Origin of the sequence: Bacillus sp. SH7-1, from assembly GCF_008042405.1 — a bacterium.
Classification (GTDB): domain Bacteria; phylum Bacillota; class Bacilli; order Bacillales; family Bacillaceae_G; genus Bacillus_A; species Bacillus_A thuringiensis_N.
In genome coordinates this window covers 40,144-64,994 of sequence record NZ_QNUD01000012.1, presented here as the reverse complement: position 1 = coordinate 64,994, position 24,851 = coordinate 40,144, and the positions used below count along the sequence as shown (strand labels likewise).

Here is a 24,851-nt window from a genome sequence, read left to right as displayed (position 1 = left end):
TAGTTCAAGAATTGCTATTGCAGGGGGATTATATTAATATCATTCGAGGATATTATGTAATATTTTGGACTACCGCCAGCGTTTTGGAACAACCAAGCTTCTTAAATGAAAAGATCTCCAGCGTATGATATTCGCCTTTAGGCTAGGAAGATATTAATTTCTTAGGAGAATATAAGTTTGGGAGATTACACCCAATGAGTTTACATTGCTTATGTCTTTTGAACATTAAAGAGCCAATTTGCTCAGAACGTGGTAAATTGGGCTCTTTTCTTCTCTAAATTTTCTTAGCTTGGTTTTTTTTCTGAAATAAACGTTAATTGTGAGGAGAGAATGCCGATGCTTAGAAAATGCCGAAATATAGGGAGCTTATTATTAATTCTTACTTTGCTAATTATTGCTTGTGTATTACAGGCCTTGGGAGAGGAGAATGGGGAATGACGGATGCAATTATAGAAATTTTTATGAAATTCATTGTGATTTATTGTATAGGCTGTTTTGGTGGTAGTTTGTTATGGAAAACGAAAACAGATTGAAAGATAAGGAGATTCACTATGAGCCTTCCATCCGAAAAAAAAGTGTTGCAGCGGGTTAAAAAAAGGCAACGTTAAACTGTAATGATGGTCCTTTGGCTTTTGCAATAGGGATTAGAAATGGATTTTTAATGGTAATGCCATTTTGGTTAGTTGTATTGTATTTAGTTATATGAAAACTCCATAACTACGAAATGGTGAAAGAAATGATCGCTTCGAATGGAATTGTAGATATCCATTCGAAAAAGCAGGCCCAAGAATTCACAATGGAAATGAAAAAAGAAATGCTTCATGAAACCATTGGATTCGTGTGGGGGAGAACTACATAATCATTTTTAAGTGGTACCATCTTTTATATTAAAGCTAAGTATAAAGAACAAGCTCATTAATCCGAACTTAAGGTGTTTTTTGTACAAAATGAGAAGAAGGACAGCTTTTTAGAATATATCACTAGCCATTTGAGATTATCCTTCCTTTCATGCTTTTTAAATCATGTTAGCTCGTAAAGATTCAATGCGTGCTCTTTGTTCCTATCCTTTCTGGATCGTATATGAGGGCAATAGAGGGGGGAAATAACAAAATGATAATCACTCCACATTATTTGCTTGTAGGCGGATGTTCGAAAGACAAAGTATTACAGGCACATAAAAAAGCAAAAGAAATATTTAATCTGAATAATGAAATGTTCAAAGTGATAAGTCCGTTGAAAAGCAACTCCTTTTTTATATTTTATGACGGCAGCCATCACAGATGGAAAAATGAAGATGAATATATGAAGGCGAAAACGTCATATATTCAATACCTTGTAGAGTCTGATATTCAGTTTATAGAAATGGCAACACAAGAATTGATTTCTTGCAAGCATGCAAAAGGTCCAAAAAAACTAGAACAGCACATCTATCATGTAGAAAGAAAAAAACGGCGCATCATTAATCAGCTAATCGATTGGGGAGTTTCAAGAGGCTCAACTTTATTTAGGTGAATCAGAAGAGAGCTTGTATTATCTAGTCAAAGCGTTTTGAGGTGTATATAAAAACGTGGGAATTTAAGAGCAAACGATGAAAAATATTTCGTTTTCATGTAATAAATTATGTAGTGGTAGAGTTGACAGGAGAATGAGATTAAGGACGAAAAAGTCCTATCACTTAATTAATATAAGGCGAATAAACTAGGGAACCACTCCATGTCCACCAACTTAAGAATCTTTACTAGCTCCACGTTATTCTTTCTAAAAGGCTAAATAGAAAGGATGAAAGTTTTTTACTAGATTTTTAAGTTGATGGACATATTTAGTGACTCCTAGGAGTTGATACATAAAAAAAGAGCTCATGTATATACAGTTTTTAAAAAATAAACTACCAGAATCTTAGAACTTATATCAAATCTATAGCCGTTTATCAACAAGAGTAAAGGAGCGGTGAGTATGACAACAATTTTAGTATTAGAAGATGATATAACCATTCGTAGTTTTATTACATTGAATATGAAGCGTGCTGGTTTCAATGTTTTAGAAACCGATACAGGTGAAAAAGCTCTTGAGCTTTTAGAACAGCATAATGTTGATATTGTAATACTTGATGTTATGTTACCAGGAATAGATGGATTTCGGGTATGCAAAAGCATACGAAAAAACAATGAAGATATTGGTATTATTATATTAACGGCACTTGTTCAAGAGAAAGATCAGGTACACGGTTTGACAATTGGGGCAGATGATTATATTAAAAAGCCATTTAGTATAATTGAATTAGTAGCACGTGTACAATCATTGCTAAGAAGAATTCAAAAAAATAAAAAGGATTTGGAATTGATTCATTCGGGGCCATTTCAATTAAATCTTTTGCTAGGAGAATTATATAGGGATGAGATAGTAATTGATTTAACTCCAACAGAGTATATTATTTTACGATATTTAATGGAAAATTCCATGAAACCAATTTCACGTAATGAACTCTTAAATAAAATTTGGGGTATAAATTGTGTAGGTAATACAAAAGTCATCGATGTGAATATCAATCGTCTTCGTCAGAAGATCGAAACTAGTCCTTCTAATCCTGAGTTTCTCCTTACGGTACGAGGAAAAGGATATAAATGGAACGAAAACAAACATTGCAACTAATTTGGCAGAAAATCAATTCGCTTATGCTTTTTTTTAATTACAAAAGTATTTACAAAACTTACAAAAACTATTTTTACTATTGAAAGCATTTTAATATTAGTGTTAAGAAAACAAGTTTTTTGTGTATAGCTTGTTTTCTCTCACCCTTACAGAACTGTCATCCTTATGTAAGGTTATTAGATAGTTTATTTAGCTTTTAAAATTAATAATAGGATTATAGCAATCAACAATAAATTTTTAAAAATTATAGGAGTGTGTTAATAATGATCGTAACAACAACTAATACTATTCACGGTAAAGAAATTATTGAGTATATAGACATCGTAAACGGTGAAGCAATTATGGGTGCAAATATCGTACGCGACATCTTTGCTTCTGTTCGTGACGTTGTAGGTGGCCGTTCTGGTGCTTATGAAAGTAAATTAAAAGAAGCTCGTGACATTGCCATGGAAGAAATGAAACAACTTGCAACGCAAAAAGGAGCAAATGCAATTGTTGGTATCGATGTAGACTACGAAGTCGTTCGTGATGGAATGCTAATGGTTGCAGTAAGCGGTACAGCTGTACGTGTCTAAATAGCAAGTAAAATATAACCTAATTGGTGAACTGCAACTCTACTTGTTAGACATAACTAACAAGTAGAGTTGCAGTTTTTTATAGGAAAATATTCTTTGAAAAAAATTAGTTGTACAGCTGTACGTGTCTAAATAGCAAGTAAAATATAACCTAATTGGTGAACTGCAACTCTACTTGTTAGTAACAAGTAGAGTTGCAGTTTTTTATAGGAAAATATTCTTTGAAAAAAATTAGTTACATGAGGTTCTGGTGAATAGTTAAAAATGTATCAAATAAGTAGATACATTAGGTGTAGGGTTTACACAATCGGTATTAATTATTGAAATTTCTGGCCTAGCCCAAAGAGGATTCTTGCGAAGGCACATAAAGGGACTTAATCCCTTGGTAAAAGTCAATTTCTGCTACTAGAAATCACTGATTTGGTTAAACAAAGATACCTAGTACAAGCATAGGGTAAGAAACCATCAAATATGACTTTGGAATTATGTATTATATGAAAAATCCAAATACAACATTTTCAGATGAATTGTAGGAAGTAAAAAAAGAGAATAAGAGTGTCTCGAGCATACCGGGTTATGTTGAAAAAATAAAAACCTAATTAAATCAAAAACATAATGCAGAATAAATTATTAATATTATAAACATATATTGATTCAAAAGGAGATGTGTAGTTTGTTAAATTATGAAAAAGACGCAGAAGTTTTTAAGGCATTAGCTCATCCAATACGAATTAAAATTTTGAAAGAATTAATTACAAGAGGAGCATGCAATGTAACACAAATCGTAGATATGCTGGGTATTCCACAATCTACTGTTTCACAGCATTTATCAAAGATGAAATCTCAAAAATTAGTTATGAAGAATAGAAAAGGATTAGAGGTGTATTATAGTGCTCAAAACAAAACTATTAATTCCATTGTCGAAATAATACTAGATTACAAATCTAGTAATTGTAATTGAAAAGCAATAATCTTTGTACCAGAACCCCTTAAGTCAAACAAGGATTTTTGGCCATTTTATAAAACCCATGTGAAAATTAAAGGCCAATGGATGTATCTATATTGTTCTATTGATTTAAGAGGTAATTAAAATAATTAAGGATGCAGTATACTTAATTATTTTAATTCCAATTGATTGTTCAGGTTACATTAGAATTTATGTAAGAATGGCTTCGAACCTTAACATAAATTGGAAGTCTATAAAATAAAAAAAGTCAAAAGTATTTCCCCCTAACCTTTCGTATTTATACAACGCCATAGTAATCCTTCAATTATAGTATATCTACCTTTTATAGTTTTTTTGCAACAGAGCTCTTTAATTAGTGGTTTAGTAGAAAAAAAGCAACTTACGATATATCCAATAAAAATGAGAACTATCCTTGTTTTAATTAAAAATTAAAATTATGTAAAAAAAATTGATTATCCTGTCAACTAAATTGAAACTTAAACGTTATAAATATAGAAGGAGGTAAGAGATGCGAGATGATATTTTTCAAAAAAGATTAAAGCAATACTTAGGTTTTATTTTTAATTATTTATTAAAACTCGGAATATCTAGGGAGGATGCAGAAGACCTTGTACAAGAAACAGCTTTAAAATATATTCAAAACTTAGAAGGGATTCCCCCTGAAAAAGTAAAAAGTTGGCTGTTTAGAGTAGCTATAAACAAAAGCTATGATATTTTGAGAAGAGAAAAAAGAAAAGATAAATTTTTAATAGAATTATCTATATTAGAAAATCTTGAATCTGATTTACCAGATGATTGTCTTTTAAAGGAAGAGCAAAGTGATGAAATAAGAAAAATATTAGATTTACTTCCTAAAAGATATAGAGAAGTATTAATTCTAAAATATGTCGTAGGATTGCGTTATGATGATATAGCCCTTTTGTTTGAAGTCACTACTGGAACTGTTAAAACAACTGTATTTCGAGCTAAAGAATACTTTATTGATATATATAGGGGGATACAAAATGAACATAAAGAATGATGAAAATCAATCTGAACTTTTTCTAGATGATAAGGAATTTGAAAAAACAATGCGCAAAAATAGAAGAAGAGCGATTATAAAAAATGTAGTTATTACCGGGAGTGCATTAATTGCATTGTATGGCGGCCTGAGTTTTGGGAATAAGTATTGGCTATCTGAGCGCCTGACAAAAGAAGATAATGCTACAGGAGTATGGTTATCGATTACTGAACCTAATATTGAGCATCATGCATCGTTTTATAATTGGAATTCTTTTTCCGCTGACGCAACTCACGAGTATTCGAAAAAAATAGGCGAACGTGTCATACCTTGGGAATCGTTAACAGGTCATTATAATCTTATTTATTCGGAAAAAGAACCTTCTAATTGGATTAATCATTATAACGAAAAAAGAAAAAACTGGGAAATTTTCAACAGTCAGAATGGACAAAGAGAGCTTATTTTTTATCATCCACAAGTTCAATATAAGCAAGTCCCTAATGATTTAAACTTACTGGATGAAATAGGATCGAATAAATATGTTGAATATGCTCTATCTTTTGATCGTCCATATTCAATTGTTGAGCTTCAAAATCTTTTAGATAAACAAAACACAGAATGGCTTTGGATAGACACTGAATCAGATAAAGAGATAAATAGTTTGAATCAGCAGGAACTTAAAGAAGTAGAAGGATCATTTAATCGTGGAAACATATATGGTTATCCATATAACTCACAAAACGACTGGCAATCTCCTGAACTTTTTATAGATATGTTAAAATCCCCTGATTTTTATGGAGACTATGCTGATAAAGCAAAAGAAATATTAACAAAATTAAAAAAGGATAATCCTAAATTAAACCCTGAAAAAGTGAAGATTATTGGAGCTGTAATAACTGGTACTCCTGATGAATTAAAGAAATATCAAAGTAAAGAATTTATTAAAGCTTCTTCACTTGGGGCCACAATAGACAAATATTAGTGATTAGATTTTTATTTAAGAAGTTAAATGAAAAGTTCTGGTACGAGAACTATAGTGCATCTAAAAAAGAATAAAAGGTTCCTAATGGAATCTTCTATTAAACAGTTTGTTAATGAAGTTTTTCTGATTTTGGATAGACTGCTTCTGAAAATCCACTTGTCATTTTTTGATAGAGCATTTTCGTATAGCTTTAAAGTTTTTGTACCAGAACCTAAGATTGTATGACATAGGAACTACTCTACCAGAGAACAGGCACCCTAGCTCACTTGATATGTAAAAGAAACTTATAGCCCTGGAATTTCCGTAGAACGTTTTAATAATTTTAATAGTGCCTTTTTAAATAATTAGAAAGAAACAAGTAAGGAAAGTGATAAATATTGTTATTTTATATAGGATTAATGGTTGGAAAGTTAGCAGGATATAGCAGTAAAAAATTAGGTTTTAATGGGTCTAACATTCCAGGGAAAATTCTGAATTACTTATATAGGAATGCATTACAAAAACTAGCAAAACAGATGGAAACCGTAGTTCTGATAACGGGTACAAATGGGAAAACAACAACTAGTAATTTAGTTTCTTCTATTTTTAAGTCCAATAAAATTGAATATATTAGTAACATAGAGGGATCTAACTTATTAGAGGGAATTACCTCTGCTTTTATAAAAAAATGTAATATACGCGGGAAAATAAAAGGCATGAAAGTGGCAGTTCTCGAAGTCGATGAATTGACAATGACCGAAGTTTTGAAACAAATACAGCCTCAATGGATTGTTGTAACAAATATTTTTCGAGATCAGCTGGATCGTTACGGAGAAATCAATATACTGATTTCAAGATTACAAACCGCTATTCATTCTAGTGATGCTTACTTGCTGTTAAATGGTGATGATCCATATAGTAGACATTTTACTAAACAAAAGAATAAGACCATTTATTTTGGCTTAAAGGAAAATGTAGGGGATTTTCATAAAAGTAATATTAGAGATGCAGTTTATTGTTGTTGTGGTAGCCTATTGAAATATACATATACGCACTATGGACACCTCGGAAAATATTATTGTTCATGCTCCATGAGTGGTCCCGTATTAGATTTTGAGGTTACCTCAATTCAATCACAAAACAACTTAACGATTACTATACAAGATCAATCCTATACTTCCAATTTGAAGGGTGAATACAATGCATATAATATGCTAACAGCTATAAAAATTGGAGAGTTTGTAGGTTTTAGTTATGAACAAATTCAAAAAGGATTAAGAGAATATCACACGAGTAATGGACGTATGCAACAGTTTTTTATTTCACAAAATATATACCATCTAAACCTAGCTAAAAATCCACAAGGGATGAACTGTACGCTAGATTATTGCATACAAAATAAGAGGATAAAACAATATGTTTTTATATTAAATGACTTGCTTGCTGATGGAAAAGATATCTCCTGGATTTGGGATGTTGATTATGAACTATTAGCAAACTCCAATGTAAGCCATATAATTTGTGCAGGAACACGTGCCCACGACCTTGCAGTTCGTTTAAAATACGCGGGGATTTCTGTAAATAAAATAAAAGTTATCTCAAATATTTCGACTGCCTTACAGAATAGCATTGTGGCAGGGAATGAAACATCTGTAATTAGTAATTACACAGGATTAAATACTGCCCGACAATTTTTAAATACTAAAGGAACTGTGTCTCCTTTATAAATAAGATGGTATCTACATATATTTAGTCTAATAACTTAACTACGCGCACATAGATTTCAAATGCACCGAATAAAGATTTAAAACTAAAAATAACAATATAAATTAGGTATTACCCTAAAATATATATAAGATTTGATTACGTTTTTAACATCAGGAGGTACTATGAAAAAATTAATTATCTATCATTACTTCCCCAATACTCTTAATCTATACGGCGATCGAGGGAATGTGACTATTCTACAAAAACAATTAGAATGGAGAGGAATCGAAGCCGATATTCATTATGTGGAACAAGTAAAAGATTATCCTATATCTCAGGCTGATCTAATTTTTATTGGGGGAGGGAGTGACAATGAACAGAAAATAGTCCAAGAACAATTATTTTCAATTCGAAAAGAATTGAAAGTAGCAATAGAGGATGGCTTAGCAGCATTGTGTATTTGTGGAGGATATCAACTATTAGGGGAGTATTATGAAACTGCAAACAGTGATATCATACAAGGCCTAGGAGTATTACCATTTTATACATCATGTAAGAACACAAACTCATTGAATCGACTAGTAGGGAATGTAAGAGTACAATCTGAAAAGTTTGGAAGAATAGTAGGGTTTGAAAACCACAGTGGCCAAACGTTTCATTCTTTTGAATATCTGGGTCAAGTTCTACAGGGTTATGGAAATAATGCAACAGAAAAAAAGGAAGGGCTTTTGTACAAAAATTTGATAGGTACGTATTTACATGGGCCATTTTTAAGTAATAATATTCATGTATCAAACTGGTTAATATTGCAAGCACTAAATAGAAAATATGGACTTACAGAATTAGAGCCATTAGAATGTAATTTGGAAAAGAGAGCATCCGATATCTCATGGGATACGAGGTAAAATAAGGTTTAAGTGCTAATATAATTGAATTTGAAAAGAGATGTGACTTTACCCATAAAGTTGACGCTAAGGGAAGCATAACCTTGCCGTGAATGCTGTTGCTTTGTAATAAAGTTTGATAAAAAAACTGTGATTACAAGAACATTATCCTTAAATATTGCGAAAATTTGATTTGATATCTTAAAGCAACTAGATTTTGAATCAAGCAAATTCTGGTTATTTTTCCACATTATGAGTAATCCGTTGAACATTCGCTCTTCATAAAAAACGGGGGATTGTCTAATGAATGTAGAAATGAATTGTACAACAATAAGAAACCTGATAGAAAATAAGAGAGCAGAAATGATTCAATTAACAAAATATGGTTCTGGTACGAAGGTAAACTAAAAGAGAATATAGCACATATATTTCTAGCGGAATTGTATTTTATGCTGATAGCCCGAATAATTGATGGATAAATTCTTTCTGTTTTTGAACAGACTGATCATGTAAATCAATCTGTTCTTTTTTAATCATATGCATGGCTTCTACTCCTGCAAGAATAGAAGTAGCTGTGCTAAAAGACTTGAACCCTAACATAGAACGCACACGTTTTATTAAAAAACGTGTACCTTATGAAGTGGTTGTTAAATAATTAATTTACTAAATATTTCGGAATTTCATCCGAATGAACGGAAGCTATTGTTCATGGAATAATCTTAGCATTCGTACTTATTTTACCTTTAGGGGTACAGAATGTATTTGTATTTTCACAAGCAAAATTAATTCTCGCAGGTACAGTCATGAAAAAGATAGATGGTACAGGAGGTTTAATGAACATATTCAACAAATGTTCCGCACTTTTTATCTGGGGAACTGCAATTTATCTTTATATTGGATTAATATAACGTTAAGTTATAAAAATATTGTGCTCATCACATAACCCATAAACAATCGTTTATAGGACTGTATTTCTTTATTTTTACCCAAATAAAGAAAAATACTGTTTAAATCCATTTTCAAAACTCATTACCAAAAATAGAAGGCCCTACATATTAGTCATATATAATATGTAGGGCCTTCTATTTTAAGTTTTTTTGGGTTTTAGGTCTTAATCATATACAATTTTCGCATATGATTTGAGCACCGTTAATGGATAGTTGTTTTCTTAACGTATAGGGAACGGGCCAAATTGTGTCTAAAGTACAATTTTCCCGAAATGATATAGTCACCCCTTATAGAACGTTGCTGTTCTCGTAAAAGAGTCAATTCTTCTTTTCCCTTTTTATGTATCCTGGCAATCCTTTTTTAAAACATATCTATTAAATTATCTCTGGTGACAAACGAAAATGAGGTCATTATTTACTTTTATTTAAAGGAACGACTAATTCTAATTCCTTTATTTCTTTACTAAATCCTTCACTATTTGTTCGACTTGGCTTGAGTGTAAATGATTTTGGTATGGTATCCATTGAAGGCAAAGTCAGTACCATATGATGACCATAGTTCCCAACAGCCATGCCTTCCTGTAGTTTTAGTTTATCATATACCTGACCATTATTATCGACTACAGAGAAATTAAACCATGGCCAACTATCGTTTTTATCCATTTCGGCAGGGTAATCAATCGTTAGGTCTATTCTTGTTGATAAAGGTGAGAATGTTACTTTGTCGGCTGTTAGTGTATACACTTCATCAACCGTTTGTGTTGTAACTTCTGGATAAAACTCAAATACATCACCTTTTATTTTTTCAAGTGGGAAAGCCACCTTCAACTTACCTTCATAGCCAAATAAATCTTCTCCATGGACCTCAATCTCAATGTTATCGCCATATTCATTATACTTAGAAAAGGTAAATTGATGATGTTCAATTATTGTTTTCGAGTTTACGTCATCTTGCCCTATTGAACCCATCGCTGGTTTAACTTCTTGTTGTCCATTAATTGTTATATAGCTAAATCCGGCCTTTTCTTCTTTCATCGAAAGTTCTTTTTGACCTGTGTAAACAACTGTTACGATTAACCGGTTTCCATCATAAGCTGCTTCTTTTACAGTCATTGTTAAGCCGTTTTTACTATCTTGTTTATCAATTACTGTCGTAAGTTGATCGTGTTCAATTTTATCTGAGGCAATGTCTCTAAAATCTTTATAAATTGGACCAATTAGGGGAACATTTGATAAGGCTTCCGCCATGCCTGTTGAAACAAATCCAGAACCAAGCAAAGATAGACATAACCCACATGCAACCAAGATTGACCGTTTTGTGGTTCTTTCGGCTTTTCTTTTTTTCTTGGCTTGAAAGATAGCCGCCTTCTCCCTAGCCATTAGCTTTTCAACAGGTACATTTATGTTGTCGATGGACCAATTGAATTTGTCTTTATTCATAAAGATAGCCCTCCTTTAAAATGGGTCTTAACTCTTTTTTCGCCCTATTTAAGTGTGATTTCACGGTTCCTTCCGGGTAATTCATGATGGTGGCAATTTCCTTAATGGACAAATCGTGATAATACCTTAACAAAATAATGGTCTTAACAGTAGGATTTAAGAATTTAAATGCTTCTGATAAATCCATCGAATGCATGATAAAATCAACATTTTCAGAAGCGATTAATTCAGTAAAGATTTCCTCATTATCTGTAGTAAAATGGCGAGACTCTTTCCGAATAAAATCAATCGATTTAAAAACTAGAATTTTTGTAATCCAACTCGAAAAATGTTCAGGCTTTTTTAATGTCTTTATTGAAATATAGGCTGTATAAATTGTTTCTTGATAGACATCAAGAGTATCTTGTTCATTTCTAACATATGCATAGGCTGTTCGATACAACTTTTGTCGAACAGAATCAATCAGTTGTTCAAATGCTTCATCATCACCCTTTTTTGCTTTTTTCACTAATTTTGCTATATCCATTTTGGTTCTCCTCTCCGTTACACAATAAAGTCGAATGAGGAAGTAAATTGGTTGCAAAATAATTAAATATATTAAAATTGTTATCCATTATCTTTTTCCATTTCCTTTAGCCTACGATAAAATGCCGCCTGACTGATTCCTGTAATTGCACATATCTCCTTTACAGTTTTATTGGTAGTTTTACGTAATTCAATGGCATGATTCATACCTTGATGCTTATCTGTATATTTTTTAACTCTTCCTCGATATTTCCCCTTTTGCTTGGCCAATTTAATTCCTGAACGTTGCTTCTCTTTAATCATTTCTCGATCTAGTTCACTAAAGGCTGCCATTACCGTTAAAAAGAATTTACCAGTTGGTGTTCTGGTATCTATTCCTAAGTTTAAAATAACAAAGTGTATATCTCTTTCTCTAAGTTGTTCAACTAACTGCAGTAACTGAATAGTGTTTCGACCAAGACGATCCATTCGTGTCACAACTAATGTATCATTAGGAGCTACCTTGGAAAGAAGTTCATCTAAAAGTGGCTTTTGTTTAGAAACGCCACTTATTTTCTCCTCCACAAGTTCATCTACTCCGTATTTTGTAAGTTGATCAATCTGGCTATCTAGATTTTGATCTTGTGTACTTACTCGAGCATATCCATAAATCATTTTTATCCCTCTTTTAATCTATATTTTTGATAAGTGTTATTGAGAGTCTATTAAGTTAATAATATCAAGGAGCCAAAATTCTATCAATAGAGTACACCCTATTGAGAAGATGGATATGCAATTATGCATATCCTTATTTATTATTTTAATAGTAATAAAATCTAATATATAATTAAAAAGTTTTTAATAAATTAATAAGGAGATGCGAGTATGAAGAAAGTCATAGGACTTATAGTATCATTATTTTTATTATTTTCTACCTATGCACCAACATTTACAGAAGCAGCCGAAGTTTTAAATAAGGTAGGCTGGGTCAAAGAAAATGAGAATTGGTACTACTATCAAAAAGATGGAAGTAAGCAAAGAGATAACATTACTTTGGATGGAATAGAGTATTCCTTTTTTAAAGATGGAAGGCTATATGAAGGGAGAAAACAGGAAGGGAAAGACACTTTACATTATAGTGAACCTGGTAAATTAAAGACCGGATGGAGTTTTTCTGCAACTTCATGGAGCTATTTAAAAGATGGGAAGTATGTGACAGGTACATTTACCTATCAAGGAAAACCATTTGAAATTAATAAGTACGGGGATATGGAAAAGGGATGGATTACACTTCGTTCTGCTGTTAAAAGAATCTATCCAAAGCCAGAAACAAAATTTCTATTTAAATCTAAATCTGTAAAGGATGGAGATGTTTTAGAAGTCATCTCAAAGCAAGGTTTATGGTACCAGGTCAAATATCAAGGAGAAGTCGGTTATGTTCGGGTATTTGAGTCTGTTGTGATTGGTGAATCACCAGTTCGTTCCTGGGATGTAACAAAGGAAGCGACGAATTTATCTCATTTTATGATAACTGAGTATCATAAAGATCCCGAAAAGTACTTTCCGCCCAATATTCAAAAGAAATTTGATAAACAATTAGATAGTGATTTAACTCTTCTTGCGAATGGATTACAATGGATTGATCAATTAAAAGAAGCACTCTATTTAGATAATAAGCAAGGGTGGGTACAAGAAGAAGGAAAATGGACGTATTATAAAAAAGACGGGCAAAGAATTACTGGTTTCCAAGCAATTGATGGGAAACGTTTTTATTTTGGTACCGATGGTTATATGCAAACGGGATGGGTACATACAAATGGATCAGATTATTATCTGGGAACCGATGGTGTGGTGCAAACCGGAATTCAACATATTGATGGGAAAATCTATTATTTCAGTCCATTAGGTTCTGTGCAATCAGGTTTTACAAATGTTGATGGGAAACCATATTATTTTGATGCTTCTCATGAATCAAAAAATGGTTGGATGAAGCAAGAATTTAATTGGTATCTACTACAGCCTACAGGTGCATTACAAACAGGTGATTTTACTTATAAGGATAAGAAATTCTCCTTTAATCAAGATGGAGAAATGATTAAAGGGTGGGTTACATTAGAATCCGTTGTTAAAAAAGTATATCCAGAGCCAGATTTAAAAAAAGTATTGCGTGCAAAACGTGTTAATAATAGTGAAGTGATAGAAGTAACTGGGAAAGTCGGTTCTTGGTATGAGGTTAATTATCAAGGAGAAAAAGGATATGTGCGTATCCATGATGCAATTATTTTTGATCAGGAAGCTAAAAGTCCACTTACGCTGCTTGATGGAAAAGTAAAGATATTTGAAGGTGTATTTAATTATTTAAAAAGTGACGAAACACTTATAAATAACACCATTAAGATTTTAGAAGAAGAAGAACAACGTTGGGTAGATCAGGCAGAAAACTTTGAGAATCTTTCCAGAGACATTAATGATGCAAAGCAAGATGTACAGTATAAAATGCAAGTGATGAAAGAATCACATGATAAATTGCAAGAACTAGTGAATGCAATGAAGGGTGATATAAAAAATCTAACAGTTACTCAAAGAAAAGAACTAGTAAAATTACTTGGGGCTGACGGAAAAGAGTTATTAGATTTTGGTGTAGAAACATACAGTTTTATACTTCAGTACTATGAATCACTTATTGAGGCCTATGTTGGTTATTATCAAGCATTAGATGTAGTTGCGGCCAAAGCCATTGAATGTCAAAATGAGATTAATAAAGACATTCATCAAATCACATTGAATATGCAAGAGTTATCGAAGGGATTTTCTGGTGTAGTTAAAGATTTAGGGCCAGTTGTAAATAGTTCCATTCGTTTGAAGCATTCTATTGATGAAGCAAAACCTGGTATGGAGGAACTTGTACAGGTAACAAGAAAAAATGTTCCAGTCATTGCGCAAGATTTACAAGCGTTAGATGCGAAAGTCCCAGGATTCTTCACAGATTTCAATATGGGAATAGATCTTGCAAATATCTTTATGGACTCGGCTAATAAAATAGCAAGTCATAAAGTTGATGTATCTGCTGCAGCTAGAAATATTGGTAATATTGATTTAAGTAGTGCATTGTATGATTTGGGTGGAGATCCATCTCGTATCTATAATCGTGCGAATGATGGGGATTTATCATTCGTATTGGGCATTACACCAATAATTGGTACAGGAAAAGAAATTGGACAACTTATCAAAGGTGAAGACTTAGTAACAGGTCAAAAATATGGTCCAGATGATTATGCATGGGGCACATTGGCCGTCGTATCTGGTGGTACAACACGAGTTGTTGGTAAAGTTGTAGGGAAGATTGGCGATCTTGAAAAGAAAGGAAAAGCACTTGAAGCAGCTGCTAAAGGTGGTCGTTCTGGAGAGATTGTTCTGGATAAGGTTCAAACATATGAACAAGCAAGAAATAAAGCAATGAGTTTATTGGGAGATTTAGGGGCTAATTCACAACCATTTATAGGAACAATGGAAAAAAGCGCTGGTTATGGTAAAATTGTTGGTAGAAAAACAGCCGATAATAAAGCTAGATGGCGTTTAGACTATGATCCTAATAAAGGAATGCATATCAATGTAGAAGATTTTAGAAATGGAAAGAAAGAGCAAGCAATAAAATATGCAATTCCTTTTGAAGGAAATGAAGAAACTTTTAAAGCATTATTAAAACATTTAAATAATTAATCAGGTGATAAAATGGCAACATTATTAGAAGAATGTATAGAGGCATTAGGAGTAAATATTGAGATTTTAGAAGAAACACAAGGAAGAACAATAATAAGAAAATTTGAAAATACATTTCCTATCACATTTTGGGGAAGAATTGATTGGGAAAATATTCAAAAATATGTTGAGCTATACAATGAGGATGAAATAAAAGCATATTTACAGAATTGTTTTGGAACATATTCTCATATGGTATATCTTATTTGGGATGACGCGACATTACCAGTAATTAAGACAGAATTGCATCAAGTTTTGGAAGTAATATATGATGTTACAGCTGTTAGTTTTGATACATGGATATACTCACCAGATATAGGGTTTGTTATTGAATATCATCATGATGGTGATATTCGTATTGGAGACATAAAAAATATTATTAAATAAATAGTTTTTTATAAACAAACGTAGGATCATTGATTCCTACGTTTGTTTAGTGTTAAGTAAAAATTTAATCACCTGAAAGTATTAGGAAATACGGGTAACTATGACAGATCCTAGATGGCCTCAGGAAGACGGATGGGTCAAAATGGCCCATAATGTAAATGGTGTGGAAATACATTATGTTAAAAATACAAAAACTGGTGAATTTGATGATTTTAAATTTAATGATAAAAAATAAATAAGGGGCATTTATTATGAAAGTAACTTGTTTGTACAACACTGGAGATTATCTAACAAAGGCAACCGAGGAAATATTTAATTTAGTTATTAAAAAGGAGTATATTGTTTATGGCATATGCAAGTTACAAAGTGGTGAGTTGACATATTTAATTTTAGGAGAACGTGAAAATATGCCATCATGGTATCCAGCAGAATTATTTAAAATATCCGATGCCCTACAACCTTTAGAATGGTACTGTGCAGATCACAGACATGCTAAAAATACATATATAGATTATATATGGGGATATAAAGAGTTAGCTTTGGATGATACACACGCTCTTGGATTAATAGAAAGAGAAAATAAAGATATGGAACTATTTTTAAAGCGTAAAGCTGAAATTGATGAATTTGAGGAATTGTAATAGTAAATGAATGAATTCGTTTACTTATAAAAAACGTAGGAATTAAATATTCCTACGTTTTTTTGTACATAACATTTAAATAAACACCTTGTTTTTTGAAAAAGTTGAAGGATTAAATGGAAGATTTTCTGGTATTCGATTTGAATCAATATGATACTTTCCAAATCGATTTACGTGCGCTGTCATGTAAGGACTCAAATAACAAATCGTTTCACCTATATATCAATCTAAATTAATATAGATTACCTATAATAACATGAAGTGTTCATATAGTGGACACCTTTTATTTTGTAAGAGAAAAAGCATTGCAACTTTTTTTCAAACAGTTAATTTTTATTTTAAATCCCACAATAAGAAAAATTATCTATGATTATTAAAGTGGCCCACCTTCAAAACCGATTGGCCATCCATTGTCTTTAAATTTCACTTTATACTGCAACTCATAAGTGCCATCATAAATAAATGCTAAACTGAAACCTGGCAATATATAATCGTCAATATTAGCCATCTTTCCAAAAGATATTGTGGATAGGTAGTAGTTCTTCATTTCTTGATTAGGGAAGAATTTCTGTAGATATTTTAATGCACAGCTTATATGGAGATAGAGTTCATCGAATATTTTTTCTGCCATATCAATACTCTCAACATTGGGATTTTCGTTATTTCCTTGAATGATAACTTCTACATCTTCCCACTCTCCGATATTCATACTACAAAACCACCGTGCCTGTATGAGATACTTCTCATTTTCGCATACAGTAGGATTAACTAGGTTTAATTTTTTTACCTCATCTTTAGTTATCGGTTTATCAAGAATGAGCTTTTTATACAGAATATCTTTGATGTTAGAGATAATATACTTAGATTTATTTATTTCTAAAGAGTCCATTTCCCACCTCATAAATTATAAAATAAAGTAAATTCCCACTTAATTATATCATCATCCTAATTGAAAATTCCGCCTCATTCCTTGCTACCGATAATGAGACGTTATGTGAACATTGCATGCATAGAATATACAACCTAAAATACAGAACATATCACTTCTCTCAAATGGTACAATAAGGAAAAAAGGGGGTTCTGAATAATGTCTTTAGGAACCACTATTTCTTACACTATTATTGCGATAATTATTGGCGTACTGTTTGGCGGGATTATACGTATAATTCGGCATACCAGCAATCGTAAAAAGCAAGATCCAGTTGAGCAAAAGTTAGATAAGATTATTCAACTGTTAGAAAAACATAACAAAGATTGACCATCGCTCCAAACAGGAAGGGGCTGCTTTAATATTAGGAGGCGAAAAAATATGATTAAACAGGCTAGTAAAAATGATCTTAATGAAATTCTAGTAAGATCAAATAATGCTTTATACGAAGGAACTGCTAAGACCTTTAAACCTACACATGAACGGGTAAAAGAAATTGTACAAACAACATTAGAGCAAGGGGCATACTACCTAGTATCCAAAGATGGTGACGACTTAAAAGGATGGATTCTAATTGGCAGTGGTAAAGATTACTTTTCACAAGAAAGTGTAGGATTCATTTACGAATTATACATTTTACCAGAGTATCGTGGCCAAAAGCTTTCAAAGAAATTGATGCAAGCAGGTATAGACGAATTGTTTTTAAAAGGATATAAAGAAATACGATTAAATGTTCATGTAAAGAACTTTGCAAGAGAATTATATAAAGAACTTGGTTTTATAGATCGACAGATTTCAATGAGTTTAACCTGTAAATAATGAACTTTCGATAAAGAAAATTATGTAAATAAGTAGTCTAAATAGATAGCTTATTTTATTTTTTGCTTAGCGTGGTTTTTTTCTAAACTACTGACTGTACCTTGACTTTTAAAAAATGATAGGAGTGAAACACATGTATTATAAAAAAGATAGAGATTTTCCACCAATGAAGTTCCAATTAGATGAAAAAGTATCGTTTAAATTCGGAAATAAGATGCTCATTGGAACAATTGACATTAGAGATTTTGGCGGCTCGATTGAACACGACTATCATTCTTATGATATTCTTGTCAAAGAAGAAAACATGCTATATAAACACATTCCAGAGCGTGATGTTTTCAAACTTACACATTCGGAAAATTCCCACTAGGAAAATGGAAACTATAAATGGTTTTGATTCAACTTTTTTATAAACGGTACGGCTTTATTTTAATTTTACATTAAGGGGTACCAACGCATGCCCATCAAGCTAAGCTTATATAAGTTTAATTTCATATGAGAGTTTTTCTTTTTTCTAAAGATCCAGTGTAAGTTCTTTAAAAATTTGCATACGAAATAAACCCTATCGGGTTTGATTTTTTTGATTACGCTACATGATTTTGAGATATAGAAAAGTTGTATACGACACCTAAGATATCAAAGACTGTTTTCTTCTCATACCTATGAGATTTTCGTCCGTTTTTCTGTAAGAGATTGAACAGGCGAAACAATATCTTTGTTAATTCTTGAGTGTCTTTTTCTAGAGAGTGATATATTAGCGGAAAATAATCTTTTATGATATAAATCGCTTTATATTCGCTTAATTCTCGTTTCTTCTTGATGAGGAGTAATTGGCGCATTTGAAACATGGTGGAGGAACAAAGAAGGATACTAATTAATTGTCCATATAAATGACATTCTAGCCGTTCTAATTTTATAGAATTACAATGATGAATACGAAAAAATGATTTCCATGTTTTAAATATCAATTCAATTTGCCATCGTAAGGAGTAAAAATCGTATACTTGTTCCCTTGGTAGGTATCCCGAAGGGATATTCGTAATGTAAAAGTTGATGGCACTAAGTCGCTTACTGCGTTCTTTATAGGTGATTTGCTTCTTGTGTTCTTTAAAGGCTAAGTCCTTTTGTCTACGTTTCATTTGCGTTTTAGTTAATTTATACAGAATAAGTCTTGCAGGAAGTTTTTGATACATTCCAATATAAATCTCAGGAATCTCATATGTTTCACCAGACTGTAATTGGTCAATGAATTGCTCCATATCTAGTTGGACGTACTCAGATTGCTTTTTTATTGTTCCATTTTGAAAGTATTCAGGCTCTCTATTCTTCTGATATATACGAGTATTGAGCTTTAATCGTGAAATAAAATAAGCACCACACTCGTCTATCGTATGCAGATCTTTCAAATCAAAATATCCTAAATCACGTATACATACATCGTGCGGTTGAAGAGACGTTAAGCAAGTAGAACCATAAGTTTTATCATTGTGCTTTCCAGACCCTACATGAACATGTAAAAACTGACCACTAAGTAAATCATACTCTAGTTGAATTTTCACACCAGCACTATGACCACTACCTCCTGAACCTTGATATGTAGAAGCAAATTTATCTGGAATCTGAAAATGTGTAGAATCCAATACACGAATACTGCGAAAATGGTTTGTATATAAAGTTGAAATCTTACTAGATGTACAGAGTTGGTGGTGGAGTAAAAAGGTTAATATTTGTTGTGAAAACTGCACAGCCTGAGAATTAAATCGTTGATTGAGTCCTTCTGGACTCATAGAAATACCTGTATTCGTTTCTAAGCGACTACATAATTGTGTCAATGAAGTATGAGCTATATTTTGGCTTAACCAAACACATAGAGCCACTAAATCTTGAGCACGGTATTTACTTTTTCGTTGAACAAATCCTATCTCTCTAGCTAACTGTTCTAAAACATGTGGTGATATATATCGTTGTAATTCTTTAGAAAACAATTCTAGTTCATCTAAAATCGATAAATTCATACAAAAGCGCCATCCTTTCTGTATATTTCTACAAAAAGAATAGCGTTTTTTTCGCTTTATGAATACAATTTCTTTTTCGTTTGAAGATGACAAGATGTGAATAATCAAGATAAAAGGTCATCCGCTAAATTTAGCGGATGACCTTTTATCTTCCTCGATGTTTTGCTTTTCGTTTTTGAATTTTCAGTTGTCTCTTTTTTTCTTTTAATTCTTCTTTTTTTTGACGTGTAATACATTTCTTCGTTTTCTTTTTTTGTTCTAATTCTATTCTCAATGCTTCATACGATTTGTTAGAAACTCCTTGATTTTTCATCTCTTTAGCTGCTAATTTTATCAACCTTTTAGGATTGATGGTCTTCTTTTTTTGGTTACCAATAGAGTTTTTAACACCTGATGTACTATTTAATAACGGAATCAAATCATGAAAAATAAAATCCAATACTTCACTATCTTTGGGTTCTGATCTAAAAGTATACTTACATACCTTCAATTTATTATTTTCCATCATTTCAACTATTCCAATCCAAAATTGTCCATCAAAATAAATTGTAAGTTTCATTGAAAATCCCCCTTTTTACTACATGAGTAATGGACATCCCAGGGGGGAAGGTTACTGACAATAATTATTAAATTATTGCGTTCGGACTACCAACCGAACTGTGTTTTTTTACTCTACACTTATTATATTTCAAAATTCAGATTTGTAAACTTTTAGATAATATCAACTAGGTTAAATTATTTTCTTTTAACATCTACAAAAGTATATTCGAGTAATCATTCATTAAATTTCTTATTAATCACCAAAAATTAATTATCACGAGGGAGAGGTACGGAACCTTTTAGTAAAGAAATTACTTATTCTCGAAAACAAAAAATGAATTAGATCTCCATAAATAATTGTCTTTTATAACAACGAATTTCATTTTTATTACAAGTTAGGACAAGATCTCGTTCTGGGGGAGTTGTATTTTCTTAGCTTGATAGCGATGGGGTAGGCTCCCTTGTTAACTTAGGGGTAATTTATGTCGTATTTAGCAATTATTAATTACATAATGCAAATGATTGTTTACGTTTTGTTAGTAATCATTTACAATTACAGTAATTGTAAATGAGGAAAGGGAAATTATGATGCTAGAAAACAGAGTTAGAGAATTACGAGCACGATTTAGATGGACTCAGCAAGACTTGGCCGATGCAATTGGGGTCACAAGGCAGACAATTGGATTAATAGAAAAAGGTGATTATTCTCCATCTGTCACTATGGCGTTAAAAATAGCTGCTGTATTTCAAGTTACCGTAGAAGAGGTTTTTTATTTAAAGGGAGAGGATCGATTATGATAAAACAGGTTTTAAGATCCCCACTTATAGGGGCCAGTATATTTGTGCTGATTATTGCATTTTTACTATTTTCTCTTATGAATACACAAGTCATTTTAGCAAAGTTATGTTTCGGGATTTTAGTGACGGTTACTTTTTTATGGCTCATTCTCACAAGGATTTATAACCGAAAGAATCCTCATGATAAGATTAGGTTATTTGGTTTTATACCATCTGAATTTCGTGAAATAGATGAAGGGCAGCAGTGGATAACCTATAAGGCTTGCCGAAGTGTGTATATTTACTATAGCATTGCGCTTCCAGTAACGGCAGGGATTTGCTTCCTCTTTTCTCAACATAATTTTGTACCATTATTGTGCATTGGTTTACTAGGTGCAGGTCAATACATTGTCTATTGGTTAACTACTGTTCTTATTTTAAATCGTATTTAACAAAGGGGATGAAACAATATGGTGGAGTGGGCTCAAAATGCGGGTGCATTATGGCAATATGTAGTGTTATTTCTTTTAGCTTTTGCCCCATGGATGGATGTATCAATCGTTGTACCACTTGGTATCGCATGGGGGTTACAACCATTTGCAGTAGGAGTAACAGCATTTACAGGAAATCTTATCTTGGTTCTATTACTCGGTTTTTTCTTTAAACAGTATGCAAAATGGCAAGCAGCAAGAAAACTAAAAAAAGGTATAACAACACCTTCTAAAAAAGAAACCCGCTCAAGAAAAATATGGGAACGATATGGTATTCCAGGTTTGGCTCTTCTAGCTCCAATTCTCGTAGGAACTGATATTGCAGCCGTATTAGCTTTAACATTTGGATCTAACCGGACACACGTCATAAGTTGGATGACGGTCAGTCTAGCAGTATGGACAGTCATTTTTACAGTTGCTGCGATGTATGGGTTTAGCTTTTTAAATATTATTTAGGATATCATGATGATTTTAGGTAATCTAAAATCGCTCACTACCTAAAATTATGGAGTGATATAGTGAGTTCATATAATATCAAGACAAAAGCTTTGACCAAAAATATTTAAAGACTCAACTAGCTGTATGATATGGTCATAGTACCGTAGCTCACGAACTTATATGGGTAGAGACACATTGCTATCAAGCTAATATTTTGAAGCATCCCCAAAACAAAAAAATTGTACATTTTCATCTGGAGATGTCAATTTTCTCGTTTTGGGGTATTTGCTTTTCTTAGGTTGATGGCATGGGGTAGCGTCAGGATTTTGCGAATTTACAACGTTAAAGTAGAAAACCGTGTCTCAATAGATTAAGGTTATACGGAGTTCAAAACAGAAGACTTGTAAAAATATTAGAACGAAAAATGCATCGCTATTGAACGGCGGTGTATTTTTATCTTACAAAAATGTAATAAAAGTACGATAGTTATTTTGTAATGCCGTGCTTATACTGTTATTAAGGAAACAAAATCACATTGAATGAGCAAGGAGACTAGACATTATGACTGTTACACACATTGTATTTGGAGATTCAGCATTTGGGAATTTAAAGCACGCTTTCCAACAAAGAAATGAAAAAATTATTTGCGTGAATGATGATTTTTCAATAGGGTCGTTAAATTTTACAGACGGAATGCGAGCTAGGAAGAAATGGCTTAAAGAGGTGTTGACATCAACAGGGCAAGAATCAAACTTAGACTATGTGGAATGGGTGGAAGCAAAACTAAAGCAAAACCCAAAAATAGAAGAGGTTCCAAGTAATAGCAAGGTAGTTTTATGGTACGGAGAAAATGCTTCAGACGTTGTTGGAGTGAGTTATGTAGTAGCACTACTTCAAGACAAAGGCATAGAATTTTCAGAAGTGAACGTTACAGATTTCAGCCGCCGCATTGATTATAAAGTTCAAGATGAACACGGAAAGGAACTGTTTCATATGTTTAAAAGTTTGGCAGAAGTGCCGTCCGAGTTTATCCTAGGTGCAATTCAAATGGAAAAAGAGTTGTCTCAAGAACAGGTTCAAGAATTAGTGCAGGATTGGGAAAACTACTCGCAATCTAACGGATTACTGAGAGTGTTGGAAAACGGAAAAATAGTTACGGAATCAGAAGATTATTATGACACAGCTATTTTAGAACAGGCTACCCAAGAGTACCAACAAGCTGTTGTCATCGTTGGAGAAGTAATGGTGAAAAGCGAACAACGTATGGGCGATACTTATTTAAACTTCCGTGTGCAGCAGTTAATCAAACAAGGAAAATTGATTTTTAAAGGGAATTTCTCAAAAATGGAAATTCGTTTACCATAAATTTCAAAAAAAGGGGAGGCAAGGCTCCCTTTTTTTGTGCTAAAATAAATATATTATGCATCAACGGATTGGTATTAATCAAAGGAAAAAACCTGATTAAGTACAGATGAATAAACCCTATTGAGACACAGTTTTAACATTGTAAGTAGCTTAGCGTTGTAAATCAGCATTTTCGGGACTGAACCTCTTAATCAACTTCCAATAACGATAATTATGTAAATCAGCTGTCCAAATGGATAGTTTATTTTATTTTTTGCTTTGTGTGTTTTTTTTTAATGCTGTTGGTGCCTTGGCTTAAAAAATGTTAGGAGTGAAGCTCATGTATTGTGAAAAAGATAAAGATCTTCCACCAATGAAGTTCCAATTAGGTGAAAAAGTTTCATTTAAATTCGGAAATAATATGCTCGTCGGAATAATTGACATTAGAGATTTTGGCGGCTCGATTGAACACGACTATCATTCCTATGATATTCTTGTCAAAGAAGAAAACATGCTATATAAACACATTCCAGAGCGTGATGTTTTCAAACTTACACATTCGGAAAATTCCCACTAGGAAAATGGATACTATAAATGGGGTTACAGAAATAAAAGGTGTTTTCACATATAAAAAACACCTTTTCAGTCTACAACTATTTTTTAATAGGTTAATACTTTTTTCTATAGTCTAAAACATTTTTTAAATCAAACATTAGAATTATAACTTAACTCTGTATTTTTATTAGGAACAGCAAAATGTTGCTTTTCTAAGAGAGCTTTTTGGAATATAAACTTTATCGTTTTCAATTTTGTATTCAATATCATTCTCTTCTAATATTTCAGTGTTAACAGTATGTATACTATCGCCCCATCTAACGAATTCTTCATTTTGATTTTTTTGATAAAAATAATATGCTATTAACAAGCTGAAAATTAACAAGCATAAAAGAACAATAAATTTCTTTTTCAAATGTATTCCCCCCCAATTGATTTAAATTATAACATCGTTTATTAAATTAAACTGCCAGTTAGCGGAAGAAGGAAAACTGACATAATAACATTTTGATTCAACTTTTTT

General features: G+C 32.2%; 26 protein-coding genes and 5 pseudogenes. 23 read left to right on the top strand and 8 right to left on the bottom strand.

The window, feature by feature from the left end:
* Positions 1–1,080: 1,080 nt before the first annotated feature.
* The 8 genes and pseudogenes from DN390_RS13325 to DN390_RS13285 form a co-directional block, all read left to right on the top strand.
* Positions 1,081–1,386: pseudogene (locus tag DN390_RS13325) on the top strand (hypothetical protein); the annotation flags it as partial.
* A 567-nt stretch (positions 1,387–1,953) separates the two neighbouring features.
* The gene (locus tag DN390_RS13315) at positions 1,954–2,649 is read left to right on the top strand and encodes a response regulator transcription factor (protein WP_147807525.1); all 696 of its coding nucleotides are present in this window, start codon (positions 1,954–1,956) and stop codon (positions 2,647–2,649) included.
* Positions 2,650–2,912: 263 nt separating this feature from the next.
* Positions 2,913–3,224 carry a heavy metal-binding domain-containing protein gene (locus DN390_RS13310; protein WP_147807524.1) on the top strand — a complete coding sequence of 104 codons (312 nt, stop codon included), beginning with the start codon at positions 2,913–2,915 and terminating at the stop codon, positions 3,222–3,224.
* Positions 3,225–3,897: 673 nt separating this feature from the next.
* Positions 3,898–4,185 (top strand): ArsR/SmtB family transcription factor, encoded by a 288-nt coding sequence (locus DN390_RS13305; protein WP_147807523.1) that lies wholly within the window; start codon positions 3,898–3,900, stop codon positions 4,183–4,185.
* A gap of 514 nt (positions 4,186–4,699) precedes the next feature.
* Entirely contained in the window at positions 4,700–5,212 is a 513-nt protein-coding gene (locus DN390_RS13300) for an RNA polymerase sigma factor (protein ID WP_147807522.1), read from the top strand.
* Positions 5,196–6,173, top strand: a complete 978-nt coding sequence (locus DN390_RS13295; protein ID WP_147807521.1) for an anti sigma factor C-terminal domain-containing protein — start codon at positions 5,196–5,198, stop codon at positions 6,171–6,173. The genes DN390_RS13300 and DN390_RS13295 overlap by 17 nt, the downstream gene beginning before the upstream one ends.
* A 377-nt stretch (positions 6,174–6,550) precedes the next feature.
* Positions 6,551–7,879, top strand: a complete 1,329-nt coding sequence (locus DN390_RS13290; protein ID WP_147807520.1) for a MurT ligase domain-containing protein — start codon at positions 6,551–6,553, stop codon at positions 7,877–7,879.
* 162 nt (positions 7,880–8,041) lie between these two features.
* Positions 8,042–8,764: a type 1 glutamine amidotransferase gene (locus tag DN390_RS13285; RefSeq protein ID WP_147807519.1), complete on the top strand. Its 723-nt coding sequence runs from the start codon at positions 8,042–8,044 to the stop codon at positions 8,762–8,764.
* Positions 8,765–9,190: 426 nt separating this feature from the next.
* Here DN390_RS13285 and DN390_RS13280 read toward each other — a convergent pair.
* Positions 9,191–9,370, bottom strand: a pseudogene (locus DN390_RS13280) (IS6 family transposase); the annotation flags it as partial.
* 74 nt (positions 9,371–9,444) lie between these two features.
* Between DN390_RS13280 and DN390_RS13275 the strand changes: the two are divergent.
* Together DN390_RS13275 and DN390_RS31135 are read left to right on the top strand one after the other, a co-directional pair.
* A pseudogene (locus DN390_RS13275) lies at positions 9,445–9,528 on the top strand (LysE/ArgO family amino acid transporter); the annotation flags it as partial.
* Positions 9,526–9,651, top strand: a pseudogene (locus DN390_RS31135) (LysE/ArgO family amino acid transporter); the annotation flags it as partial. The pseudogenes DN390_RS13275 and DN390_RS31135, both read left to right, overlap by 3 nt.
* A 450-nt stretch (positions 9,652–10,101) precedes the next feature.
* Here the strand turns inward: DN390_RS31135 and DN390_RS13265 are convergent.
* From DN390_RS13265 to DN390_RS13255, 3 genes are all read right to left on the bottom strand, one after another.
* Positions 10,102–11,130, bottom strand: a complete 1,029-nt coding sequence (locus DN390_RS13265) for a DUF4179 domain-containing protein (RefSeq protein WP_147807518.1) — start codon at positions 11,128–11,130, stop codon at positions 10,102–10,104.
* A complete protein-coding gene (locus DN390_RS13260) occupies positions 11,123–11,656 on the bottom strand; it encodes a sigma-70 family RNA polymerase sigma factor (RefSeq protein WP_000350214.1) in 534 nt (177 codons plus the stop codon). The genes DN390_RS13265 and DN390_RS13260 overlap by 8 nt, the downstream gene beginning before the upstream one ends.
* An 80-nt stretch (positions 11,657–11,736) precedes the next feature.
* A complete protein-coding gene (locus DN390_RS13255) occupies positions 11,737–12,309 on the bottom strand; it encodes a recombinase family protein (RefSeq protein ID WP_097815844.1) in 573 nt (190 codons plus the stop codon).
* 210 nt (positions 12,310–12,519) lie between these two features.
* On the opposite strand from DN390_RS13255, the gene DN390_RS13250 reads away from it, so the two are divergent.
* The 4 genes from DN390_RS13250 to DN390_RS13235 all read left to right on the top strand — a co-directional run bounded on the left by DN390_RS13250 (position 12,520) and on the right by DN390_RS13235 (position 16,421).
* Complete coding sequence (locus tag DN390_RS13250; RefSeq protein WP_147807517.1) at positions 12,520–15,354, top strand: pre-toxin TG domain-containing protein; 2,835 nt, start codon at positions 12,520–12,522, stop codon at positions 15,352–15,354.
* Positions 15,355–15,366: 12 nt separating this feature from the next.
* Positions 15,367–15,780, top strand: coding sequence for a CDI toxin immunity protein (locus DN390_RS13245; RefSeq protein WP_147807516.1), 414 nt, complete (start codon positions 15,367–15,369; stop codon positions 15,778–15,780).
* 100 nt (positions 15,781–15,880) lie between these two features.
* Positions 15,881–16,015 (top strand): MafB, encoded by a 135-nt coding sequence (locus tag DN390_RS31130; protein WP_086790713.1) that lies wholly within the window; start codon positions 15,881–15,883, stop codon positions 16,013–16,015.
* A 16-nt stretch (positions 16,016–16,031) separates the two neighbouring features.
* A complete protein-coding gene (locus tag DN390_RS13235) occupies positions 16,032–16,421 on the top strand; it encodes a hypothetical protein (RefSeq protein WP_097820545.1) in 390 nt (129 codons plus the stop codon).
* 373 nt (positions 16,422–16,794) lie between these two features.
* Here DN390_RS13235 and DN390_RS13230 read toward each other — a convergent pair whose 3' ends face one another.
* Positions 16,795–17,310 (bottom strand): hypothetical protein, encoded by a 516-nt coding sequence (locus DN390_RS13230; protein ID WP_147807515.1) that lies wholly within the window; start codon positions 17,308–17,310, stop codon positions 16,795–16,797.
* A 198-nt stretch (positions 17,311–17,508) separates the two neighbouring features.
* On the opposite strand from DN390_RS13230, the gene DN390_RS13225 reads away from it, so the two are divergent.
* The 3 genes from DN390_RS13225 (at position 17,509) to DN390_RS13215 (ending at position 18,538) form a co-directional block, all read left to right on the top strand.
* Positions 17,509–17,679 carry a DUF4083 family protein gene (locus DN390_RS13225; RefSeq protein WP_147807514.1) on the top strand — a complete coding sequence of 57 codons (171 nt, stop codon included), beginning with the start codon at positions 17,509–17,511 and terminating at the stop codon, positions 17,677–17,679.
* Positions 17,680–17,730: 51 nt separating this feature from the next.
* On the top strand, positions 17,731–18,168 hold the full coding sequence (locus tag DN390_RS13220; protein ID WP_147807513.1) for a GNAT family N-acetyltransferase: 438 nt from the start codon (positions 17,731–17,733) through the stop codon (positions 18,166–18,168).
* Positions 18,169–18,301: 133 nt separating this feature from the next.
* Entirely contained in the window at positions 18,302–18,538 is a 237-nt protein-coding gene (locus DN390_RS13215; protein ID WP_147807512.1) for a hypothetical protein, read from the top strand.
* 214 nt (positions 18,539–18,752) lie between these two features.
* Here DN390_RS13215 and DN390_RS13210 read toward each other — a convergent pair whose 3' ends face one another.
* A complete protein-coding gene (locus DN390_RS13210; RefSeq protein WP_147807511.1) occupies positions 18,753–20,183 on the bottom strand; it encodes an IS4 family transposase in 1,431 nt (476 codons plus the stop codon).
* A gap of 145 nt (positions 20,184–20,328) precedes the next feature.
* Positions 20,329–20,742: a YjdF family protein gene (locus tag DN390_RS13205; RefSeq protein ID WP_147807510.1), complete on the bottom strand. Its 414-nt coding sequence runs from the start codon at positions 20,740–20,742 to the stop codon at positions 20,329–20,331.
* A 566-nt stretch (positions 20,743–21,308) separates the two neighbouring features.
* Here DN390_RS13205 and DN390_RS13200 point away from each other — a divergent pair.
* From DN390_RS13200 to DN390_RS13175, 6 genes and pseudogenes are all read left to right on the top strand, one after another.
* Positions 21,309–21,521, top strand: a complete 213-nt coding sequence (locus DN390_RS13200) for a helix-turn-helix transcriptional regulator (RefSeq protein WP_098157645.1) — start codon at positions 21,309–21,311, stop codon at positions 21,519–21,521.
* The gene (locus DN390_RS13195; RefSeq protein WP_147807509.1) at positions 21,518–21,952 is read left to right on the top strand and encodes a hypothetical protein; all 435 of its coding nucleotides are present in this window, start codon (positions 21,518–21,520) and stop codon (positions 21,950–21,952) included. Before DN390_RS13200 ends, DN390_RS13195 begins: the two co-directional genes overlap by 4 nt.
* An 18-nt stretch (positions 21,953–21,970) precedes the next feature.
* Positions 21,971–22,447: a small multi-drug export protein gene (locus DN390_RS13190; protein WP_087968916.1), complete on the top strand. Its 477-nt coding sequence runs from the start codon at positions 21,971–21,973 to the stop codon at positions 22,445–22,447.
* A 354-nt stretch (positions 22,448–22,801) separates the two neighbouring features.
* A pseudogene (locus DN390_RS31625) lies at positions 22,802–22,915 on the top strand (MmcQ/YjbR family DNA-binding protein); the annotation flags it as partial.
* 75 nt (positions 22,916–22,990) lie between these two features.
* Positions 22,991–23,794 (top strand): DUF1835 domain-containing protein, encoded by an 804-nt coding sequence (locus DN390_RS13180; protein ID WP_147807508.1) that lies wholly within the window; start codon positions 22,991–22,993, stop codon positions 23,792–23,794.
* A gap of 319 nt (positions 23,795–24,113) precedes the next feature.
* The gene (locus DN390_RS13175) at positions 24,114–24,350 is read left to right on the top strand and encodes a hypothetical protein (RefSeq protein WP_147807507.1); all 237 of its coding nucleotides are present in this window, start codon (positions 24,114–24,116) and stop codon (positions 24,348–24,350) included.
* Positions 24,351–24,515: 165 nt separating this feature from the next.
* Here DN390_RS13175 and DN390_RS13170 read toward each other — a convergent pair whose 3' ends face one another.
* Positions 24,516–24,743: a hypothetical protein gene (locus DN390_RS13170; protein ID WP_147807506.1), complete on the bottom strand. Its 228-nt coding sequence runs from the start codon at positions 24,741–24,743 to the stop codon at positions 24,516–24,518.
* Between the last annotated feature and the right edge of the window lie 108 nt (positions 24,744–24,851).

Bases quoted from the DNA above. Each gene is read 5' to 3' on its own strand.
- DN390_RS13245 (WP_147807516.1), top strand. From the start codon at position 15,367: ATGGCAACATTATTAGAAGAATGTATAGAGGCATTAGGAGTAAATATT.
- DN390_RS13295 (WP_147807521.1), top strand. From the start codon at position 5,196: ATGAACATAAAGAATGATGAAAATCAATCTGAACTTTTTCTAGATGAT.
- DN390_RS13195 (WP_147807509.1), top strand. From the start codon at position 21,518: ATGATAAAACAGGTTTTAAGATCCCCACTTATAGGGGCCAGTATATTT.
- DN390_RS13235 (WP_097820545.1), top strand. From the start codon at position 16,032: ATGAAAGTAACTTGTTTGTACAACACTGGAGATTATCTAACAAAGGCA.
- DN390_RS13210 (WP_147807511.1), bottom strand. From the start codon at position 20,183: ATGAATTTATCGATTTTAGATGAACTAGAATTGTTTTCTAAAGAATTA.
- DN390_RS13215 (WP_147807512.1), top strand. From the start codon at position 18,302: ATGTATTATAAAAAAGATAGAGATTTTCCACCAATGAAGTTCCAATTA.
- DN390_RS13225 (WP_147807514.1), top strand. From the start codon at position 17,509: ATGTCTTTAGGAACCACTATTTCTTACACTATTATTGCGATAATTATT.
- DN390_RS13300 (WP_147807522.1), top strand. From the start codon at position 4,700: ATGCGAGATGATATTTTTCAAAAAAGATTAAAGCAATACTTAGGTTTT.
- DN390_RS13180 (WP_147807508.1), top strand. From the start codon at position 22,991: ATGACTGTTACACACATTGTATTTGGAGATTCAGCATTTGGGAATTTA.
- DN390_RS13260 (WP_000350214.1), bottom strand. From the start codon at position 11,656: ATGGATATAGCAAAATTAGTGAAAAAAGCAAAAAAGGGTGATGATGAA.
- DN390_RS13310 (WP_147807524.1), top strand. From the start codon at position 2,913: ATGATCGTAACAACAACTAATACTATTCACGGTAAAGAAATTATTGAG.
- DN390_RS13190 (WP_087968916.1), top strand. From the start codon at position 21,971: ATGGTGGAGTGGGCTCAAAATGCGGGTGCATTATGGCAATATGTAGTG.
- DN390_RS13255 (WP_097815844.1), bottom strand. From the start codon at position 12,309: ATGATTTATGGATATGCTCGAGTAAGTACACAAGATCAAAATCTAGAT.
- DN390_RS13315 (WP_147807525.1), top strand. From the start codon at position 1,954: ATGACAACAATTTTAGTATTAGAAGATGATATAACCATTCGTAGTTTT.
- DN390_RS13265 (WP_147807518.1), bottom strand. From the start codon at position 11,130: ATGAATAAAGACAAATTCAATTGGTCCATCGACAACATAAATGTACCT.
- DN390_RS13200 (WP_098157645.1), top strand. From the start codon at position 21,309: ATGATGCTAGAAAACAGAGTTAGAGAATTACGAGCACGATTTAGATGG.
- DN390_RS13175 (WP_147807507.1), top strand. From the start codon at position 24,114: ATGTATTGTGAAAAAGATAAAGATCTTCCACCAATGAAGTTCCAATTA.
- DN390_RS31130 (WP_086790713.1), top strand. From the start codon at position 15,881: ATGACAGATCCTAGATGGCCTCAGGAAGACGGATGGGTCAAAATGGCC.
- DN390_RS13220 (WP_147807513.1), top strand. From the start codon at position 17,731: ATGATTAAACAGGCTAGTAAAAATGATCTTAATGAAATTCTAGTAAGA.
- DN390_RS13230 (WP_147807515.1), bottom strand. From the start codon at position 17,310: ATGGACTCTTTAGAAATAAATAAATCTAAGTATATTATCTCTAACATC.
- DN390_RS13285 (WP_147807519.1), top strand. From the start codon at position 8,042: ATGAAAAAATTAATTATCTATCATTACTTCCCCAATACTCTTAATCTA.
- DN390_RS13205 (WP_147807510.1), bottom strand. From the start codon at position 20,742: ATGAAACTTACAATTTATTTTGATGGACAATTTTGGATTGGAATAGTT.
- DN390_RS13250 (WP_147807517.1), top strand. From the start codon at position 12,520: ATGAAGAAAGTCATAGGACTTATAGTATCATTATTTTTATTATTTTCT.